The following is an 18,540-nucleotide window of genomic DNA, read 5'->3' as shown; positions in this document are numbered from 1 at the left end:
TTCTTCCCGGTTTTCCAAATCCCGCTGAACGGCGCTTCCCTGCTCCCACGGGCCCACCTAACTTTGTCGCATGATTTTTTTCTTTCATTTCAAACTCAAAAAAAACTAATGAAAACGATCACAAACCCTTCCAACGACAACCACTTGATCAACAACAGGCCCCTCTTCTTCGTACAGACGGGCCCGAAAGCCATTGCCGTGGCACTCGCATTTTTCTTTGTCTTACTGGCATTCGCCTCTCCGGCCGCAGCTCAGATTCAAAGGAGCGACTTCGCGGGCAATGGTGTGCCAATTAAGGTTACGAATTTCAATAATGCCAGTGGCGGAGTGTATGCCCTGGACCTGAATCTACTGACGAACACCTACAACACCAAAGCCAATATGAAAGCCACAGTGGACCTGGACGCAAAGAAGATCAATGTCCGGGAGTACAGCCATTTTGCTTCCAATCAAAAGAACGACCCGGTTGTGGGCAACGGCAGCAGTCAGGTGACCACCCAATCTGAAGCCTATTGCAAATACAAACTCTACCTGCGTGGGAATACCCTGTACGCGGAGCAGATTATGAACCCTGGCGGCCCGGCGGCCAAGCTTAGAGTCGAGCCGTCTTCCTGGACTCCGCCGCGCGTTGATGGGACTAATGTTACGCAGGTCGTCTACTCCGGCCCGAGGAGCGGGTACTTCCAGCAATTGTGCGGTAAGGACTGGGTGGAATACAAAACCGGCAAAGTGGGCGCTCACGCTTCATTCAAAGAAACGCACCGGGACGAATGGTCTGTCTACCTCCAGAAAAGTGATGGTGCACGCATACAGCTGGACCTGCACACCAAGCAAATGAGAGTCAACAACAGCGTCGCTGCAAATATCTCCACTGCCAGAGCAGGAGGTTTACAGTAAACCTTTCTTCTGGTTACACCTGGCACAACGCCCTTTTACTCATAGCAGGCGTTGTGCCAAATTCTCCCAGACAGGGAGACAATCCAAATCATTTTTCAGATCAAAACCTTTTACTATGAAAGCTTTGTACTCAATTGCTTTGCTCATTTTCGGTACGGCTATCGGCCTGTTTGGGCAACAGCGGCAAAACCTGCTCCAAAACCCAGGCGCATTACAAGGTAACCTCGACGGATGGGAAATCATCGAAAATGGCGGTGATGGCTGGGGCCTCAATATTTATGGTATGAATGGCACCAGCTGTTTTGCCACCTCCTACGCGAGGTGCAGTAAATCACAGCTTATTGACCTGCTCGAAGTTGGCTATTCCGAAGAGTGGCTGGACCGCGCACCTATTGTGCTGTTTTCAGACTGGTACAGGACCCTTAGCTTTGACCACGATATTTATTTCCTAAACGTAGAACTGCTGGATGCCAACGATAATTTGATGGCTACTTATTCTACCGGAGACCTGGCCACTACCGCTAACTGGCAACAAGTGAAAGGGCACTTTTTGAATTACGGGCCGGGGCTTAGGAAAATACGGTTCACACATGGCGGGGAGGATACTGAAAGCTGGGCAGGCCAGTTTGGTGCCGCTATTGATGGCTCCTACCTTTCTATTGGCAACCACGCTTACTATAGTGGTGGCTCTACAGGTACGTTGGCGGGCTGGGAGGTCATCAGCAATGGTGGCAATGGCTGGGCCATCAATGGCTTACCAGGCGTTTTCACTACTTCGTATAGTTGGTGCTCCAAAAGCCAAACTATCGACCTCTGGGAATACTACTCCGCTGAGCTCCTCGATTTACAACCTAAAATTGATGCCTGGAACTTTGCCAAAGGCCATGACCCCAACTATCAGGATCAGGCTCAAACCATTATCAGATTGCTGGATAATGAAATGAATATTCTGGCTGAATACAACTCGGATATCGTAGAACTTTCTGAAAGCTGGGCGTATTACGGCGATGTCTTCACGTCCTACGGTACCGGACTAAGGTATGTCTATTTCGAACACGGGGGAAGAGATGCAGAATTCTGGGATGGCAACTTTGGTGCTCAGTTTGATGATACAGAAGTGCTGATCGACTTTAACACCCTTACTTCCAGTGAGGACATAGTCACGGCATCTGCCCGGTTCTCGGTCTTCCCGAACCCGGCCCGGGAGCACATCACCGTTGAGTTTGAAATTGGAACCGGCGAAGGATATTTATCGGTGCTCAACCTCTACGGCCAGCCCTTAAGGCAGGTCACGGTTAACGGTCAAGGCTCGGTACAGCTAAGCCTGCAGGATTTGCCCCGGGGCACTTACCTGCTCCACCTTCAGAGCGAATCAGGCATAAAAACCCAAAAGCTGATCCTGAACTAAACCCCATTGTCAGGGCATTTAATTGAATCGGAGCACCCCAAATGCTGGCTAATACCAGGGTTTGGGGTGCTCCTTTTGGCCGTACCATCTACAATCGCTAAAAAACACAAATTTAGACACAAAAAATTTCAACAAATATGTATTTTAGCCCCGGAAAGAAAAAACCCGGCGATGAAGCAACTCCTCTATTCCCTTTTTGGCTACCGGTTTATTTACCTCGGCATGTCCACCCGTAATCCGGGGCGGATTAAAATTGGTATCGCACGCGATGTAGACCTTCGGTGGAAAGCCATCGGGCGGAGCATGAAAGGGCGGCAATTCCCCATCTTCTCCCTGCCCTGCTTCTTTGCAGATTGGTTTGAAGCGCATCTGCACCGGGTGATGAAGCGTTTCAACCGGCCGGTAAAAGGCTCCGGAGGCAGCGAGTTTTTTTCCTACCTCCACCCGCTGAGCTGGATCGGATGGGTGTATGTTTTTTGCTGTATCTTCTGGGCTTTTGCAGTCAGCCACCTGCTGATTTACGGCGCGCTGACGAGCCTATGGTGCTGGTGGCGGGACATTGAGTTCTGGGCCTTTCAGCGGGAAGTACTGGACTTCCTGCGGTTCTGGTTTTCTTAACGCTCCCGCACTCCCCTGACCAGCAAATAAACCATTAGGGACACCTCTCCAAGCGCCGCCGCACCGCCCACCAATAGCGCCAGCCACGTATCATTGCCGGGGAAAAGGAAAACACCAAATGTTTCCATCAGGTAAGTCAGGCCTGCAAGGCTCATCAATACCCCAAAAGCTTTGGGGATGAAACCGGACCGGTAGATCAATAAGCCAATCAGGAGACAATGTAGGCCAAACATTGCACCCGCAATCAGATAACCCGCCCGGTGGGCATCCATAAACAACAGGGACAAATCGTACAACTGCTCCGGGCTGTGCGACAGCGCCCAGCCTTTTGATTCCAGTACGTGCTGCGCCATGTAGTGATTGAGCAGGTTGAGGCTGGCAATAGCAGGGTGCGCCAACAGCCGTAGGGCGGCAGCCACCATCGAAAGGGCTGGACTGACTGGCCTGAACAACTGATAAAAAAGTACGGCTATAACAGCATCTGCGGTGAAGGCGATCAGGTCGGTTGCCAGCCCAAGCCGGAACAAACCGCCTTGCTCCAGGATATTCAGTGCCGTTTGGGCAGCATCGCCAGGCACCACTATCGTACCTCGCACATAGCCCTGACTAAAGCCTGCGCAAATGATCACAACAAGATAAAGGAGCCCGGTAAGGCGGGCCAGCTGTTTGGGGGCAATCGGGTGATTTTTCATTTTACTTCGGTTTTGATTACGGAAGCAAAATTAGCGGGATACCCTCCTGACAACGCCCCGGTATATAATCCCGAACGGATTGCCCTAAATAACGAACAGGCAGCCCGTCACCGGACTACCTGCTCGTAGCTTACTGTATCTGAAAGACCTTTATTGCTTCAGCTCGAAGCGGTCTGCGTTCATCACCTTGTTCCAGGCTGCGATGAAGTCGTGCACAAAGCGCTCTTCTCCATCCTGGCAACCGTAAACTTCCGCGATGGCGCGAAGCTCCGTGTTGGAACCAAAAATGAGATCCACACGCGTGCCTGTCCACTTCACCTCATTGGTCTTGCGGTCACGCCCTTCGAAAACGGTCTCGTCTTCCGAAACGGCTTTCCACTTGGTGCTCAGGTCCAGGACATTCACAAAGAAGTCGTTGGAAAGCGTGCCCGGGCGGTCCGTAAATACGCCGCGCTGAGACTGATCGTAATTGGTATCCAAAACGCGCATACCGCCTACGAGTGCCGTCATTTCCGGCGTAGTAAGGGCAAGCAGCTGTGCCTTGTCCACCAGCATTTCCTCTGCAGAAACAGAATACTGCGTCTTCATATAGTTGCGGAAACCGTCAGCTGCAGGCTCCAGCGGATCAAAGGATGCAGCGTCGGTCTGCTCCTGCGTGGCATCGGTACGGCCAGGTGTGAATGGCACGGTTACATCGTACCCCGCTTGCTTAGCTGCTTCTTCAATAGCTGCGCATCCACCGAGTACGATGAGATCCGCCATGGAGACCATTTTGCCACCCATTGCGCCACCGTTGAACTCCTTCTGAATGCCTTCCATGGTTTCCAGCACTTTCGCCAGCTGCGTTGGGTTGTTGACTTCCCAGTCTTTCTGTGGCGCCAGACGAATGCGTGCGCCATTGGCACCGCCCCGCTTGTCGGAATTACGGAAAGTAGAAGCGGAGCCCCATGCTGTGGATACCAATTGCGAAGTGGTGAGGCCGGAAGCCAAAATCATGCGCTTCAGCTTGGTGATGTCTTCCTCCTCGATCAGCTTGTGGGTCACCGGTGGTACCGGATCCTGCCAGATCAGTTCTTCCGCAGGCACTTCTGGTCCCAGGTAGCGCGCCTTTGGTCCCATATCGCGGTGGGTCAGTTTGAACCATGCACGGGCGAAAGCATCAGCAAATTCGTCCGGGTTTTCGTAGAAACGGCGGGAGATTTTCTCGTAAGCCGGGTCCATGCGCAGCGCCAGGTCAGTGGTCAGCATGAACGGGGCGTGCTTTTTCTCCGGGTTGTGTGCGTCAGGTACGGTGCCTGCACCTGCGCCACCCTTTGGCTGCCACTGATGGGCACCTGCCGGGCTCTTGGTCAGCTCCCAGTCGTACTTGAAGAGGTTCTCGAAGTACTTATTGCTCCACTGCGTTGGTGTGTCTGTCCAGGCACCTTCCAGACCGGAAGTGATGGTGTGCTCACCGTTGCCTTCGCCAAGGGTGTTTTTCCAACCGGTGCTCATCTCTTCGATGCTTGCACCTGCAGGCTCTGCGCCAACGTATTTTTCAGGATCACCGGCACCGTGGGTCTTGCCAAAGGTGTGGCCACCTGCAATCAGGGCTACGGTCTCCTCGTCATTCATTGCCATACGGCCGAAAGTCTCGCGGATATCGTGTGCCGAAGCGATTGGGTCAGGATTGCCGTTGGGGCCTTCCGGGTTCACATAAATCAAACCCATTTGTACGGCAGCAAGTGGATTTTCCAGCTCACGGTCGCCTGTGTAGCGCTTGTCGTCCAGCCATTCGCCTTCTGGTCCCCAGTAAATATCTTCTTCCGGTTCCCAAACGTCTTCGCGGCCACCGGCAAAGCCGAATGTCTTGAAGCCCATAGACTCCAGTGCCACATTACCGGTCAGGATCATGAGGTCAGCCCAGGAGATTTTCTTTCCGTACTTCTGCTTAATGGGCCACAGTAGGAGGCGGGCCTTGTCCAGGTTGGCGTTGTCCGGCCAGCTGTTCAGTGGCGCGAAACGCTGTGTGCCTGCACCGGCACCACCACGCCCGTCGGCGATACGATAAGTACCCGCACTGTGCCAGGCCATACGGATGAAGAAAGGACCGTAGTGGCCCCAGTCGGCTGGCCACCAGTCCTGAGAGTCTGTCATCAACTCATGAAGGTCCTTTTTCAGGGCTTCGTAATCCAGGCTTTCAAACTCCTTTGCATAATCGAAATCCTTACCCATAGGGTTGGACAATTCGGAATGCTGGCGGAGGATAGTGAGATTTAGGCTGTTGGGCCACCAATCGCGGTTGGAAGCGCCCGAACCAGCGCCGTGCTCAAGCCTGCCGTTCATAAACGGGCAGCGGCTGGATTGATTCACATCCCAGACCTTACCGTTATTCGGCTTGCTTTGCTCTGTATTTTTTTCCATGGTGAATGGTTATTTGGTTGCTTTAAAAACGTAAAGATAGGATAAACGATATTTATTGCATTTATAGGTACATAGACAATAACTATACAATAAACAGGCAGGTAATAAGCGAATATTGTCAGAAAAGTGTAACAAACAAGTGCCAGAGCAGTTCATCAAAACCTCCCCTTTTCATCCAAAACTTGGCCCCGGGTGTTAGTCCAAAAGAAGATAAAAAATGATGCAAAAAGCAGATGTGCTAATCATAGGAGGCGGGCTGACCGGGCTGACGCTAAACTACTTACTAAGAAAGGCAGGCTACGCTGCACTAATCCTGGAGGCCCGCGACCGGCTGGGCGGCAGGATATGGACAAAGACCACTACCGAAGGCGTGAACATTGACATGGGCGCTACCTGGCTGGGGCATAAGCACACTCATTTGGTGGAGCTGCTGCAGAAATTGAATCTCCCGGTTTTTCAGCAGCATCTGGGAGCTAAGGCGCTGTTTGAGCAACATCAGCAGGGTACGGCACAGTTTATCCCCCTTCCCCCGAACAACGAACCCAGCTACCGGATACAAGGGGGCACCTCTGCGCTGATTCAGGCACTAGCCCGATACCTTCCGGATGGCACCGCAATTTTAGATACACCGGTTGAAAAGATTCATGCAAAAGCAGATGGGGTTTATACCTTTAGTGGAGCATTAACGATCAAATCCAAAGTCGTCGTTTCCACCCTTCCGCCTAATTTGCTAAGCCCTCTTATCGAGCTACAGCCTACTCTGCCGGACGCCTTAATCCGCCTTATGCAACAAACCCACACCTGGATGGGCGAGTCCATCAAAGCCGGGGTAGCTTATGCACAACCTTTCTGGAGAGAGCATGGGCAAACAGGGACTGCCTTTAGCCATACGGGCCCGTTCACGGAGCTTTATGACCATGCCGATGCTGAGGAGGGACACTTTGCTTTAAAGGGTTTTCTTAGGAATGACATGGCAAACCTGAGCACCCCGGACCGAAAACGGCTGGTTGAAGGGCAACTTTTGAAGTTCTTTGGACAGCGTGCCCTGGAGTATGCTTCTTACGAAGAGACGGTTTGGGCAAAAGAGCCATTCACCTATGCCCCATACAAAGACCAGGTCCTTCCTCACCAAAACAACGGGCAAGAAATGTACCGTAAGCCATACTGGAATGGACGGCTTTTCCTTGCAGGCTCGGAAACAGCAAATGCCTTCCCGGGGTATATGGAAGGCGCAGTCAGGAGCGCGGAATGGGTTTATCAGGCGTTGAGTAAATCACCTGTGCTTTCGTTACGGAAGTAAAGATTAATCCTCTTAAATTCAGCAATCAAAAACAACAGCTCATGGAAAGCAAGCATTTGGTCTGTTTAATTGCAGGGGGGCTTATCATTGGATTGCTAAGTGCTTGTTCTCACGCGCTAAACAAGGAGACTGCCGGCGCTTCAGCAAAGGAACGCCCCGGTATTAGCATGCAGCCTGTGGAGGGTGCAGAAGTACTATTTGACGGATCAAGAGCCATGCTGGAGGAGAAGTGGGCCTACTGGGAAGGCCCGCGCTTTTCAGCAGCACTGCCCATCAAGTGGCAGATCGTGGAGGACCCCGTTGATGAAGGCACAGCACTGAACAGCAACGACCCCGCTTCAAAAGGCGGTCTGTACGGTTCGGCTGATATTGTAACGAAAAAGAAGTACCGGGATTTCCGCCTGCATGTAGAATTCCTGGTGCCTAATGAGGGGGGCAATAGTGGCGTTTATCTTCAAAACCGGTATGAAATTCAAATCCTGGATGGGGACAGCACGAAGCATGGCATGGCCACGGTCATCAACGAAACGGAATCCCCCTACGCCTTCTACAACGGGACCGGCCAATGGAATGCCTACGATATCACCTTCCGCGCTGCCCGGTTTGAGAATGGCAAACTTGTGGAGCAACCCCTGGTCAGCATGTATTTCAACGGGCATAAGGTGCACCAAAACGTCCCCATCAATAAAGTTTGGGGCGGAAAGTTCTCCGGATTAGACGGCGGAAACGATAAAGGCTTTGGCATTACAGATACTCCCGGTGGCATCAAACTGCAAGCTGAAGGGCATGATGTATTCTACAGAAATATCTGGATCAAGGAACTGGAGCTTGATGAGGCGGATACGAATTTTTAACTAAAAGCAACTCAAGACTATGATCAAGTTTTTCCGGAAAATCCGCCAGCAGTTAATTGCTGAAAAGCGCGTCAGCCAGTATCTGTTGTATGCACTGGGGGAAATCGTATTGGTGGTCGCTGGCATCCTCATCGCCCTGGCCATCAACAACGGCAATGAGCAGCGACTGACCCGGGACAAGGAGCAAGTGTACCTGAAAGGGTTGCAGGAAGAGTTTAAAGTCAGCAAACACAAACTGGAAACCCTCATCGCCCTCAATCAGCAAAACGCAGAAGGCGCCCGCACCTTACTCGGCTTCATGTCCGACTCTACAACACTCACGGATGAGGCTGCCTTCTCCAAACTGATTTACAGCACCCTCGCTTATGATATCGCCTTCAACCCCAACAATTCGCTACTGAACGAGATGATTAACTCTGGCAGTCTCCGCGACTTATCCAACCCCGAACTGCGCCGCCGCCTAACCAACTGGATGGCCACCGTGGAGGATGTCGCCCGGCAGGAACAGGATCAGGAACAGGAACGCAAGCGTATTCTCAATACCTTTCTGAGCGATCGCTACAGTATCCGGACGGTTTTGGAGCAAGCTGGACAGACAGCCGATGGGCTCGACTTGTCACCATCCGCCCAGCCACATTCTAATCTGGCTTTACTGCAATCTAAGTCTTTTGAGAACCACCTGCTCCTTTTTGTGCTAGCCTGCACAGGCACCACGGATACACATTACCTGCCCCTGATGGAAGAGCTGAAGGCCATTTTGGAGTTGATCGACAGGGAGATTGAAAACTAGCTTTTTAGCTAAAAGCAGTAGCTTCACCACTACAAATCAAATGCCGCAGACCATGAAAAACGGTTTCATTTTAGCCCTCTTGCTTATCCTGGCTTCCTGCACCCCCAGGGAGGAAATCAGCTCTATCGACCCCGTCAATTGGGAAAAGCGGATGATTGAAATTTCAAACCCTGATTCTCTGGCTTCAGGCACGACTTATTTATCGGTCTATTCCCAGATTTACAGTCAGACCGAGCACCGCACCCATGACCTTACGGCGACCATCAGCTTGCGCAATGTGAACCGAAAGGATACGGTCTACATCGAAGAGGCAGTATACTACGATACCCATGGCACCCCAATCCGAAACTACTTTGCCAGGCCTATTTTTATTGCCCCTATGGAAACCGTTGAAATTGTTATTGATGAAGTCGACCGCGAAGGGGGCACCGGTGCCAATTTCCTTTTTGACTGGAGGGCTCCTTTAACTGGGAATGCGCCGTTGTTTGAAGCTGTTATGATTTCGACATCTGGCCAACAGGGCTTGTCCTTTACCACTCAGGGTCTTCGATTGGGGCCGAAGCGTTGATTCCAAACCCTATCAGGGCGACTGAAGCGGGTTCGCCATTACCCCCTGCCGGGTCATTTTCACCGGAAGCAACATCCCCTCTTCATCAAACCGCAACGCATCAATACAAACCTCCCGGTGATGGGGGTTATCAGTGCCAAGTGGACGGCGATGGTAGACCATATAGTAGCGGTCCTGCTCCGGCAGAATAATGACCGAATGGTGCCCCGCCCCGGTAGCAATAGCCGTATCCTGCTGCAGTACTTTGCCAATCCGCTCAAACGGGCCGAAGGGGGAATCTCCGATGGCATACGCCACACTGTAGTCCGGCCCCATCCAGCCGCCTTCCGACCACATGAAGTAGTACCGCCCATTCCGTTTGAACATGAAAGGCCCTTCCACATACTGGTCCGGTGTAATTTCCTTGTACACTTCGCCATCTTCAAAAGGCACCACACTTAACAGGTCATCGCTCAGTTTCACCATATTGCAGTGCCGCCATCCGCCATAGATGAGGTACACCTGGCCGTCATCGTCTTTGAATACGAAAGGGTCTATCGGTTGTGCTCCATGCTCAAAAGTGCTTATCAGAGGCTTGCCCAAAGCATCCTTGAAGGGCCCCGAAGGCTGATCCGCCACCGCTACGCCTATACCGCCCAACTCGGCTTCACTTTGGATGTCGTTTGCCGAAAAGAAAAGATAGTATTGCCCGTTCGCTTCCGTAATGGCTGGCGCCCAAATCGCGTAGGAAGCCCAGTCTGCCCAGTCAATATCAAATACCCTCGGGTGGCGCTCCCAATTGACCAGGTCCCGGGAAGAAAAGGCATCAAAAAAAGTCTGCTCCACGTACTGTTCATTGATGGCGTTTTTGCGCAGGGCCAGTTGTGCCGTAGTCGCTTTGGAGGGTTGCCGTTGTTGCGGATAGTGATCCGAAAAGGTGGGGTAAATCCAATACTCCTGCCCAAAGATAATCCCTTCCGGATCGGCGTACCAACCGGGGAATACGGGATTTCCGGCAGAGGCTTTCTCTTTATGCTCTGCAAATTTGGGCGAGCAGGCAACGCAAAACAACAAGGGTAGAAACCAGATGGCAAAGACGGTTTTTGATGACATAAAGGCGGTGGTTTTTAATGGTCGATAGTCCCGCAAATAATCAATTTTTCTGCAAAAAACGGCACACTTGCACCTCATTTTCAAAGAATAGAACAGATAAAAATAACGACAGATAGTTTATACAAAGAATTTCCTACCTTTAAGCTGTAGATTTACCCAATTGACTGCATGCGACCACTAACCTCATGGTTATTGCTGTTCCTAATCACCTTCCAATGGATGGCCGGGCATTTAGTGGTGGAAACCCTCCACGTCATAGAAGTGCAGCGCAAAATGGACCAGCGTGAGGCGCAATTGGCGGAAGCCCTCAAAGCCAGCACCGGTGCCTCCTATCAGGTCGCTATCATTGAAGAAGATTTTCATCCGGCTTTGATTGGCTACAGCAGTCAGTTCATTTTAACAGAAGAAATCGAGGGCGAAACCATACACTACAAAATCGCGGCAGACTCCACTCAATTGGTAGAGTACCTGCAGGCTATGCCCCCAGTTTCAGAAGACTCGAACAGCGGACGGGCTTTACTCGACCAGCTGTTTTCCAAATTCAGGGTAGACCCACCGCTGCACCCTCTGCCATCGGTGCCGGTCGCCACTGCCCAGGGTTCGTTTTTCTTTCAGCAGCCGGCCTCCATGGCCAGCCTATCGCTCCCTGACCCTCCTCCCAGAGCCTGATTTCCTCACCTGAAATCAATTGGCCAATTTAAATCTTTGGAGCACACGGACTCCCTGAACGCGATTCAGGAGGGTTGACAGGTATACAGATCAATCTGTGCCGTGCTTGCCCATCTAAAATTTATGATCAATGAATACCCATTATAAAAGTATTTTGACCCTAATGCTATTCGCCAGCCTTAGCACCCTGCAATTGCGGGGACAGGGCTGCGTAGCCATCCGCCACTTCTCTTCCTGTGGCGGCAACAATCTTTCCTCCAACCTACTGTCTGCCGGTGAATGGCAAATTGGGATGAACTACCGCTACTTCAAATCCTTCCGCCACTTCCGGGGCACGCACGAGGAGCCCGACCGGGTTTCGAATGAGACGGAAGTCATCAACCATGCCCACGCCTGGGACTTTTCCGTCAACTACAGCTTAAGCAACCGGATGTACGCCACGGCTATCCTCCCATTTGTGGTCAACACCCGTTCTTCTTTGTACGAACATGGCCGGGAGGAGCGCAATACGACCTTTTCCCGCGGCCTTGCTGATGTGCGGCTGGGCCTGGGGTACTGGCTCTTCGACCCTGCGCGCAGCCCCAAGGGCAACCTCGCGCTTGGGTTGGGCGTGAAGCTGCCCACGGGCGACTACAACGCAACGGACATTTTTTACAATGTAGGCCCGGAAGGCACCCCTCAGGTCCGTCCGGTCGATCAGTCCATTCAACCCGGTGATGGCGGATTTGGGATTACATTGGACTTACAGTTTTTCCAACAGCTGTCTCCCACGCTTTTTGCTTACGCTGGTGCTTTTTACCTGGCCAATCCCAGGGAGACGAATGGCGTTCGCACCTTTCGGGAAACACTGAGCCCTATTCTGCAAAACGAATCCATCATGTCGGTCCCGGACCAATACGGGCTGCGGGGCGGATTCAGCTACAACACCCCTGTGCCTGCTTTGAGCGTATCCGTTGGTGCCCGTTACGAAGCTGTGCCGGTAGAGGACCTCATCGGCGGGAGTGGGGGGTTCCGGCGGCCCGGAGAAGTGCTTTCGCTGGAGCCCGGCCTAACCCTAATGAACAGCCGGACGACGGTCAGCCTTTCTGTGCCGGTCGCTATGCTCCGCAACCGCCCGCAAAGCCTTACCGACCTGGAAACGGAGCAGGCCACCGGGCAGCCCCGCAACGGCGATGCCGCATTCGCGGATTACCTGATCAATTTCAGTGTGGCGTACCGGATTGCGCCGGACGACGCAAAAGCACCGGTGCCTTTTAACCTGGATTAAAAGCGGCAGGCTAGCCTACCCGCCTGCTGCTGCAGCGCCTAACGAACCCCATTGTCGGGCCGGCCTCCAAGCCGGCCCTTTTCTTTGAAGGGCTGAAAAAAGTATCGATTAAGATAGTGTAATAGCTACCTGTGTAGAGTGGGAAAACCGGGAACAGAAGGAGACTATTTGAAGTGCTCTGCCAGAGCAGTAAAAAACAGTAAATTCTAAATTAAATTCTTTCCCAGAGGACCAACAATCCTAACTATATTTGGCAAAAGTAAACTCAAATCAGGATAATGGAAAACACAATTATCGCGCTTGATGGAGAGAACTGGAAGTCACTACTCCTCAGTGAAGGGACACTTTACGTTAGCGCAAAAAAGATGAAGGATATTGAGCAGTTTAAGCAAGCTGCAACAGGAACGGGCTTTCTGAGGTCTGCCACCGCTTACCCGCTTTCCAGCCTTCAAAGTTTGCAGCTCAATGAGACTTCTCCGGAGTTGAAATTCAAAATGCTCCATGAAAATGGCAAATCTGAATCCTTAAAGATCAAATTTGACGAACCCGCAAAAGCAATAACGGTTGGTCACCTTATCGGTCAACGAAGTGGATTGCCTGTTGAAGAACGTCAGGAAAAATCGCTAAAACCTTTGCTCAATAAGAGCTTCTATCTGTTACTAGCCCTGGGCTTCACCGGATATGTCCTGTTTGGTGATGCTTCTGAAATGGCATCAGGGGAAGGCGGGACTGCAAAAAGCCGTTCCGGACGTGCCATTTTGAGCTTCCTGTATGATATCGTTGGCCAAACGGGCCTGATCATCATTGGAGTTATCGCTTCTGCGCTGATTGCCCTCAATATGTACAAAAGATACAAGAACCCTGCAAAGGAGTGGGTTTATCAAAAGGCATAACTGCTTCACTCCAGCGCCTGATACACCAGCGCCCTAAGCTTCGCGTGGTCGTCCAGCCCTCGGGCAGGGATGACTTGCGTGAAGTAGACCACCACGAGTTTCTCCACCGGGTCGACCCAATAATGGGAATGGTATGCGCCGCCCCAGCTGTAATCGCCCACTGAGCCGAGCGTGCCGCGGGCACCAAGATCGGTAGCCACCTTAAAACCGAGCCCAAAGCCCTGCCCCTCAGGTCCGTAAGGAATGTCGCGCATGTGGTCAACTGTCATTAGGTCGACTGACTTGCGGGACAGGATACGCTGCCCATTGTAAGTGCCGCCGTTGAGCATCATTTGCAGGAAGCGGGCGTAGTCCATAGCCGTACTGAGCAGGCCTGCCCCGCCGGAAAAGCTGGTCCGGGGGCCTTCGACGTAATGCCCTTGCCCAACCATATGCCCGGGAGTGGGCGCACGTTCCAGGTTGTCCGCTTCTTTAGAATAGACCGTTGCTAAACGATTGACCTTTTCCTTCGGCAGGTAAAAATGAGTATCCTCCATACCTAACGGCTGAAAAATCCGTGTGGTAAGAAATTCGTCCAGGGGTTGTCCGGAAACTACTTCTATCAGCACGCCAAGGATATCCGTATTGTAGCCATAGACAAAGCGCTCTCCGGGCTGTGCATCAAAGGGAAGGGCAGCCATGCGCCTTATCGTCTCCCGCACCGGCTCTTCCCGGTCCGCGAAGTACCAACCCTGAATGCCGGCGGCTTCCCAGGTCTCCTTTGCCAGTCCATAGCCATAACCGATACCTGCCGTGTGGGTCAGCAAGTCACGGATGGTGATCGGGCGCTCAGCTTTTACCACTTCGTACCCGCCTTCTTCCTTCGCTACTGCCACGGTAGTTTCCATGTATTCCGGCAGATACTTGCCCACCGGATCACTGATCAGCAGGCGTCCTTCTTCCTGCAGCATCATAACCCCAACGCTGACGATCGCCTTGGTTTGGGAAGCGATACGGAAGATGGCATCCTTAGGCATGGGGTCGCCCGTTTCCATATCTCGCTGCCCAAAAGCCTTAAAGTAGGGCACCTGCCCATTGCGGGCCACAAGAACCACCGCGCCAGGCAATTGCCCGTTATCCACATAATCCTGAAAAGTGCGGTCCAGATGCGCTAACCGGCCGGAGGAAAAACCGACGCTTTCCGGGACGGCTGTTTGCAATGCCTGCCCCTGCACCCAAATGGGAAGGGACAGCAACAGGATAAACAGCAAAAAGTGGGAAGGCATGTGCTTCATGGTAGTTGGTTTTCGTTGATTGGCAGTTGCTAAAATACAAAGCTTTCGGATTTTGCTTTGTTGGCGGGTGTTTTTAAAGCACAATTGAATCAGCTTCCCTCCAGCGGGCGTATTATTTTGGTAGATTGAAGCATTCCATTTGACCGGAAACAGAAAAGAGTCCGTAAGTTTGCCTGCCCCTGCCAAATGCTTCATTCCTTCAACTGCAGATTATAAAAGCATTGTTCAATGGACAAACGCAAGCTCAGCAACACCTTTCGGGTTTACCACCGTTACCTCGGCTTCTTTCTGGCTGGCATAATGGCCGTCTATGCCATTAGCGGCGTGGTGCTGATTTTCCGCAAAACGGACTTCCTCAAAAAAGAAACCGTAATTGAAAAACAGCTTCCTCCTGCCACCACCACTGCTGAACTCGGAAAGGCGCTTAATATGAAGAACCTCAAGGTCGAAAAAACTGAGGGCAACCTGGTCTACTTTGAGAATGGCACCTTTGATCAGTCTACTGGCATGGCTCAGTATACCGTAAAAAAATTACCGCTGGTGCTGGATAAAATGACGGGCCTACACAAAGCCACTACGAACAGCCCCTTGTATTTTCTCAATATTTTCTTCGGAGTATCCTTGCTGTTTTTTGTGATTTCCGCATTCTGGATGTTCATGCCAGGTACCGATATCTTCAAAAAGGGGCTTTATTTCACCGCCGGGGGCATCATCCTGACGCTGATCATGCTGATGCTTTAAAGCAGCGCCACCGCCGGTATCCATCGGGAGGTGACCCGTGAAGCCTCCGGTACTGTCCGCTGAATGGTAAAGAGGTGAGCAGAAGCGGACCGCCCCCTGAGCGTCGCCTCACCCAGCCTTTTCACCTGATCAGTAGGCGTTAGCTTCAACTGCTGCAGCATTTCCTCAGAAAGGAGCAGGTCTACGCCGTAGCTGTTGCACAGCCCCTGAATGCGGGCGGTGGCATTGAGCACATCGCCGGAAAACAGGATTTCCTTTTTGATCATCCCTATCTCACCCGTGGTCACCCTGCCTAAATGTATGCCGGCTTTGAAGGCAGGTGCTACCCCAAAACTTTGCTTAAACCACAGAGCTTTGGACCGCAGGCTGTCCCGCATGGCAAAGAAGCAGTTCAGAGGGCGGTTGTCTTTTTGCCCCTGCCGGTACGGCCAGGAAAGAATGATTTCGTCCCCGACGTATTGGTAGATTTCACCGCCGTGGTCGATGATGGCTTCCGAAAAACAGTCGTAGTAGGCCTTCAGCAGGTGGAAGTATCTTTGATGCCCAAGCTGCTCCGCAATCGTCGTGGAAGACTTCATATCCAGAAACATGAATACCCGGTCCTCCTCTACTGGACGGTGGTAGCGCCCGGTGAAGAAGTTATTCAGGACATTTTGCCCCATAAACTCACTGATTTCAGCGTAAAACAGGGACAGCAGCAGGCTTGCGCCCAATTGCACGCCCGTGCTCAGGTGGGTGATGCTCGTGAGGTAATCCAGGTACCGTACCCATACTTCCGGCCCCAGGATACTTGTTCCCATCTCCAGGCTCGCCGCCACCGGGAAAGTCACCAAGATCACAAACGAAAAAATACCGGCATAGGCCATCAGCTTAAGAAACAAGCGCCGGGCAAAGTGCAGGTGCCCCAGCCAGGGGTCCAGGAAGCGCAGCTCCAGATAGCCCGTGAAAAAGCCAGCTACGGTCACCGCAAAGCTAGCCACTACAAATATGCGCCAGTCCATCTGTATAACGGTGGAAGGCAGGGTGTCGATGCCAGCTGTAGCCGCATGCTCAATCAGCAGGAATACCCAGCCAGCCAGCAACCAGATGAGGCCAAAGGGCAGCAGGCGGGTGAGGAAGCGTTTTGTCCGGGGTGGTATCATGGTATGCTTTTTACTTGAATAATAGCACAATGATACTGCCTCCCGGACTTGCAATCGTTCGGCTTTACATTTTGGGACGGATTTTCAGAGCTGTCTTATTGATCTTCTCTGTCTCTGTTAACGCGCTCCAGCATTTCCACATCGGCCAAATCCTGAAGCCTGCCTGTACTTTTTTTATTCTTTATAAGATCTTGCAGGCCTATAAATTTTATCGTTCCTGATTCATCCTGAAATACCTCATGCTTAATGAATGCATCATTAAAGTCTACACCATCTATAGTCGTTAGTATGTCTATGCGGTTCGGAGGATATCCTAACTGAATAATTTGATCTGATTCTTCAAAATCCGATGCTGAAACAGCTAAAGATTCGAAACCAAAGTCTAATAGTACATGCTTAATCTTACGGGCATTTTCCGGGGATGTCCATACCCAAAGATCGATATCCTGAGTAAACCTTGGGTAACCATAATAGGCTGTTGCGTACCCGCCAACTACCAAATATTTAACTTCATGCTTTTCTAACAACCCGATAAACTCTTTGAAATCCTTGTTCAGTATCATGGCTCCACTTCATATATTTTGTTCTTAATTGCTCCAGGTGAACCAACCTTTCCAATTTACTGAGACTTCTGAAATAATCAATATTCCCCGTATCGCTTCCTTTTTGTACGATATTAATTCTTTTGGGCGCCATTTCGTAGTTTTTCATACAATTTACAGCTTTCTGCTCAAAACGGCTTCCTCTAACCCATAATTTCATCAACTGATCTCACTGCAATTAACTCATCTCTAAATCTTAAAAAAAGTAAACTACAAGTCCCTCAATTCAGGGAGCCACATCTCTGGACCTTTCCTTTCTAAATTCCAGTCATCGCATCAATCAACATGCCGATTAGGATGGCTGCAGCAAATGCCGTAAACGTTCCTATGGTATAGCCCAAAAAGCCTTTCAGATAATTAATTTTCTTATGCTTATCATAGAAGCGGGCTATGGCCCAACCGCCATAAATATATGCCAAAACTCCGCCAATGGTAAGCACGCCGAATCCAATAAAGGTTTCCGCAACTCCAAACACCGCCATAATCAACATACCTGCCCCAATCACATAAAACATCAGAATAAGGACTTCGAAATAGTTATAGCCCTTTTTTCGGAAGAAGATTTGAACCCAAAAGGCTATAAAAAACGCCATCATTATATTGGCATAACCATAGTTTTTCTGCAACCACACCAGTATATCCCCAACGGCAGACTCGCCGGCTGCCTTTGCATTGGCCTCCGCATAATCTGCCTCAAAATGCAGTAACTGCTGAGCCAGCGTATAAAGCAGCGAACAAACGATGACAAAAATGACGGGCTTCACCAACTTGCTGCGGTCTTCCCGGATGTACCGGCGCACGCTCTCCCCGGGCCGGAGGAGCAGTTCCCGAACGGTGTACAATATACCTTTGTCAAAGTTGAGCACGCTGCTTATTTCGGACAGCAGGTAGCGCCCGTCGATCCGCTTCAGGTTGTTCGGGTGCCCGCAGGCGGAGCAAAATTCACCGGAGAGCTCATGGTTGCAGCGCTTGCACTTGGCGGTCTGAGTCATGGTCATTAGAGGTGTTTCGGGTTTGGACCTTTGAGTATACGCAATACGAAGTGGTTTGTGACATCGGAGCAAGCCACTTCTCAGCGTAAATGCTGACATTGCGTAGGTTTGCTGTGGCAAACCACTTAATCGTCAGTATAATACAAACTCAATATCGTAAGAAAAAGCAAATAAAAAAGCCCTTCTCTTCGCAATGGCTGCGGCCCGGAGAGAAATCCCAACTCCCCACCGCAAAACCTTGGGAATTTAACCCGAACAAGCGACCTTTGTAGTCTGACGGAAATGAGTTAGACCGTTCTTTATTTAGGCTTTTGCGATATTTTAACGCAACTTCCAAG

The 18,540-nt window shown here is 51.2% G+C and carries 18 protein-coding genes; 11 read left to right on the top strand and 7 right to left on the bottom strand.

Annotated features, from left to right (window positions below; genetic code table 11):
• The first annotated feature begins 108 nt into the window (after nt 1–108).
• From MRY86_RS16900 to MRY86_RS16890, 3 genes are all read left to right on the top strand, one after another.
• A complete protein-coding gene (locus tag MRY86_RS16900) occupies nt 109–897 on the top strand; it encodes a hypothetical protein (RefSeq protein WP_293566244.1) in 789 nt (262 codons plus the stop codon).
• Between the two features lie 115 nt (nt 898–1,012).
• A complete protein-coding gene (locus MRY86_RS16895; protein ID WP_293566242.1) occupies nt 1,013–2,305 on the top strand; it encodes a T9SS type A sorting domain-containing protein in 1,293 nt (430 codons plus the stop codon).
• 171 nt (nt 2,306–2,476) lie between these two features.
• Complete coding sequence (locus tag MRY86_RS16890) at nt 2,477–2,923, top strand: GIY-YIG nuclease family protein (RefSeq protein WP_293566240.1); 447 nt, start codon at nt 2,477–2,479, stop codon at nt 2,921–2,923.
• Here MRY86_RS16890 and MRY86_RS16885 read toward each other — a convergent pair.
• Nucleotides 2,920–3,615: a DUF4386 domain-containing protein gene (locus tag MRY86_RS16885; protein WP_293566238.1), complete on the bottom strand. Its 696-nt coding sequence runs from the start codon at nt 3,613–3,615 to the stop codon at nt 2,920–2,922. The genes MRY86_RS16890 and MRY86_RS16885 overlap by 4 nt on opposite strands.
• Nucleotides 3,616–3,765: 150 nt before the next feature.
• Complete coding sequence (katG, locus tag MRY86_RS16880; protein ID WP_293570421.1) at nt 3,766–6,018, bottom strand: catalase/peroxidase HPI; 2,253 nt, start codon at nt 6,016–6,018, stop codon at nt 3,766–3,768.
• A gap of 217 nt (nt 6,019–6,235) precedes the next feature.
• Here katG and MRY86_RS16875 point away from each other — a divergent pair, with 217 nt between their 5' ends.
• From MRY86_RS16875 to MRY86_RS16860, 4 genes are read left to right on the top strand one after another with little or no spacing between them, the layout of a single operon-like run.
• Nucleotides 6,236–7,318, top strand: coding sequence for an NAD(P)/FAD-dependent oxidoreductase (locus MRY86_RS16875; RefSeq protein ID WP_293570420.1), 1,083 nt, complete (start codon nt 6,236–6,238; stop codon nt 7,316–7,318).
• A gap of 41 nt (nt 7,319–7,359) precedes the next feature.
• Nucleotides 7,360–8,172, top strand: coding sequence for a DUF1080 domain-containing protein (locus tag MRY86_RS16870; RefSeq protein WP_293570419.1), 813 nt, complete (start codon nt 7,360–7,362; stop codon nt 8,170–8,172).
• A 19-nt stretch (nt 8,173–8,191) separates the two neighbouring features.
• Nucleotides 8,192–8,962, top strand: a complete 771-nt coding sequence (locus tag MRY86_RS16865) for a DUF6090 family protein (RefSeq protein WP_293570418.1) — start codon at nt 8,192–8,194, stop codon at nt 8,960–8,962.
• A gap of 52 nt (nt 8,963–9,014) precedes the next feature.
• A complete protein-coding gene (locus MRY86_RS16860; RefSeq protein WP_293570417.1) occupies nt 9,015–9,530 on the top strand; it encodes a DUF3124 domain-containing protein in 516 nt (171 codons plus the stop codon).
• A gap of 12 nt (nt 9,531–9,542) precedes the next feature.
• On the opposite strand, the gene MRY86_RS16855 is transcribed toward MRY86_RS16860, so the two are convergent.
• The gene (locus MRY86_RS16855) at nt 9,543–10,622 is read right to left on the bottom strand and encodes a glycoside hydrolase family 43 protein (protein WP_293570416.1); all 1,080 of its coding nucleotides are present in this window, start codon (nt 10,620–10,622) and stop codon (nt 9,543–9,545) included.
• Nucleotides 10,623–10,790: 168 nt separating this feature from the next.
• On the opposite strand from MRY86_RS16855, the gene MRY86_RS16850 reads away from it, so the two are divergent.
• The 3 genes from MRY86_RS16850 to MRY86_RS16840 all read left to right on the top strand — a co-directional run bounded on the left by MRY86_RS16850 (nt 10,791) and on the right by MRY86_RS16840 (nt 13,451).
• Entirely contained in the window at nt 10,791–11,291 is a 501-nt protein-coding gene (locus tag MRY86_RS16850; protein WP_293570415.1) for a hypothetical protein, read from the top strand.
• Between the two features lie 130 nt (nt 11,292–11,421).
• Nucleotides 11,422–12,558 (top strand): transporter, encoded by a 1,137-nt coding sequence (locus MRY86_RS16845; RefSeq protein ID WP_293570414.1) that lies wholly within the window; start codon nt 11,422–11,424, stop codon nt 12,556–12,558.
• Between the two features lie 278 nt (nt 12,559–12,836).
• Nucleotides 12,837–13,451, top strand: coding sequence for a hypothetical protein (locus MRY86_RS16840; RefSeq protein WP_293570413.1), 615 nt, complete (start codon nt 12,837–12,839; stop codon nt 13,449–13,451).
• Between the two features lie 5 nt (nt 13,452–13,456).
• Here the strand turns inward: MRY86_RS16840 and MRY86_RS16835 are convergent, their stop codons facing one another.
• A complete protein-coding gene (locus tag MRY86_RS16835) occupies nt 13,457–14,725 on the bottom strand; it encodes a serine hydrolase domain-containing protein (RefSeq protein WP_293570412.1) in 1,269 nt (422 codons plus the stop codon).
• A 228-nt stretch (nt 14,726–14,953) separates the two neighbouring features.
• On the opposite strand from MRY86_RS16835, the gene MRY86_RS16830 reads away from it, so the two are divergent.
• Nucleotides 14,954–15,466, top strand: coding sequence for a PepSY domain-containing protein (locus tag MRY86_RS16830; RefSeq protein ID WP_293570411.1), 513 nt, complete (start codon nt 14,954–14,956; stop codon nt 15,464–15,466).
• On the opposite strand, the gene MRY86_RS16825 is transcribed toward MRY86_RS16830, so the two are convergent.
• The 3 genes from MRY86_RS16825 to MRY86_RS16815 form a co-directional block, all read right to left on the bottom strand.
• A complete protein-coding gene (locus tag MRY86_RS16825; RefSeq protein WP_293570410.1) occupies nt 15,463–16,608 on the bottom strand; it encodes an adenylate/guanylate cyclase domain-containing protein in 1,146 nt (381 codons plus the stop codon). The genes MRY86_RS16830 and MRY86_RS16825 overlap by 4 nt on opposite strands.
• A 95-nt stretch (nt 16,609–16,703) precedes the next feature.
• The gene (locus tag MRY86_RS16820; RefSeq protein ID WP_293570409.1) at nt 16,704–17,171 is read right to left on the bottom strand and encodes a hypothetical protein; all 468 of its coding nucleotides are present in this window, start codon (nt 17,169–17,171) and stop codon (nt 16,704–16,706) included.
• Between the two features lie 296 nt (nt 17,172–17,467).
• The gene (locus MRY86_RS16815) at nt 17,468–18,208 is read right to left on the bottom strand and encodes a DUF3667 domain-containing protein (protein WP_293570408.1); all 741 of its coding nucleotides are present in this window, start codon (nt 18,206–18,208) and stop codon (nt 17,468–17,470) included.
• Nucleotides 18,209–18,540: the final 332 nt, after the last annotated feature.

This window comes from Phaeodactylibacter sp. (assembly GCF_022763345.1).
GTDB lineage: Bacteria > Bacteroidota > Bacteroidia > Chitinophagales > Saprospiraceae > Phaeodactylibacter.
This window is presented reverse-complemented; position numbering and strand designations above follow the sequence as displayed.

Bases quoted from the DNA above. Each gene is read 5' to 3' on its own strand.
- MRY86_RS16900 (WP_293566244.1), top strand. From the start codon at position 109: ATGAAAACGATCACAAACCCTTCCAACGACAACCACTTGATCAACAAC.
- MRY86_RS16895 (WP_293566242.1), top strand. From the start codon at position 1,013: ATGAAAGCTTTGTACTCAATTGCTTTGCTCATTTTCGGTACGGCTATC.
- MRY86_RS16890 (WP_293566240.1), top strand. From the start codon at position 2,477: ATGAAGCAACTCCTCTATTCCCTTTTTGGCTACCGGTTTATTTACCTC.
- MRY86_RS16885 (WP_293566238.1), bottom strand. From the start codon at position 3,615: ATGAAAAATCACCCGATTGCCCCCAAACAGCTGGCCCGCCTTACCGGG.
- katG (WP_293570421.1), bottom strand. From the start codon at position 6,018: ATGGAAAAAAATACAGAGCAAAGCAAGCCGAATAACGGTAAGGTCTGG.
- MRY86_RS16875 (WP_293570420.1), top strand. From the start codon at position 6,236: ATGATGCAAAAAGCAGATGTGCTAATCATAGGAGGCGGGCTGACCGGG.
- MRY86_RS16870 (WP_293570419.1), top strand. From the start codon at position 7,360: ATGGAAAGCAAGCATTTGGTCTGTTTAATTGCAGGGGGGCTTATCATT.
- MRY86_RS16865 (WP_293570418.1), top strand. From the start codon at position 8,192: ATGATCAAGTTTTTCCGGAAAATCCGCCAGCAGTTAATTGCTGAAAAG.
- MRY86_RS16860 (WP_293570417.1), top strand. From the start codon at position 9,015: ATGAAAAACGGTTTCATTTTAGCCCTCTTGCTTATCCTGGCTTCCTGC.
- MRY86_RS16855 (WP_293570416.1), bottom strand. From the start codon at position 10,622: ATGTCATCAAAAACCGTCTTTGCCATCTGGTTTCTACCCTTGTTGTTT.
- MRY86_RS16850 (WP_293570415.1), top strand. From the start codon at position 10,791: ATGCGACCACTAACCTCATGGTTATTGCTGTTCCTAATCACCTTCCAA.
- MRY86_RS16845 (WP_293570414.1), top strand. From the start codon at position 11,422: ATGAATACCCATTATAAAAGTATTTTGACCCTAATGCTATTCGCCAGC.
- MRY86_RS16840 (WP_293570413.1), top strand. From the start codon at position 12,837: ATGGAAAACACAATTATCGCGCTTGATGGAGAGAACTGGAAGTCACTA.
- MRY86_RS16835 (WP_293570412.1), bottom strand. From the start codon at position 14,725: ATGAAGCACATGCCTTCCCACTTTTTGCTGTTTATCCTGTTGCTGTCC.
- MRY86_RS16830 (WP_293570411.1), top strand. From the start codon at position 14,954: ATGGACAAACGCAAGCTCAGCAACACCTTTCGGGTTTACCACCGTTAC.
- MRY86_RS16825 (WP_293570410.1), bottom strand. From the start codon at position 16,608: ATGATACCACCCCGGACAAAACGCTTCCTCACCCGCCTGCTGCCCTTT.
- MRY86_RS16820 (WP_293570409.1), bottom strand. From the start codon at position 17,171: ATGATACTGAACAAGGATTTCAAAGAGTTTATCGGGTTGTTAGAAAAG.
- MRY86_RS16815 (WP_293570408.1), bottom strand. From the start codon at position 18,208: ATGACCATGACTCAGACCGCCAAGTGCAAGCGCTGCAACCATGAGCTC.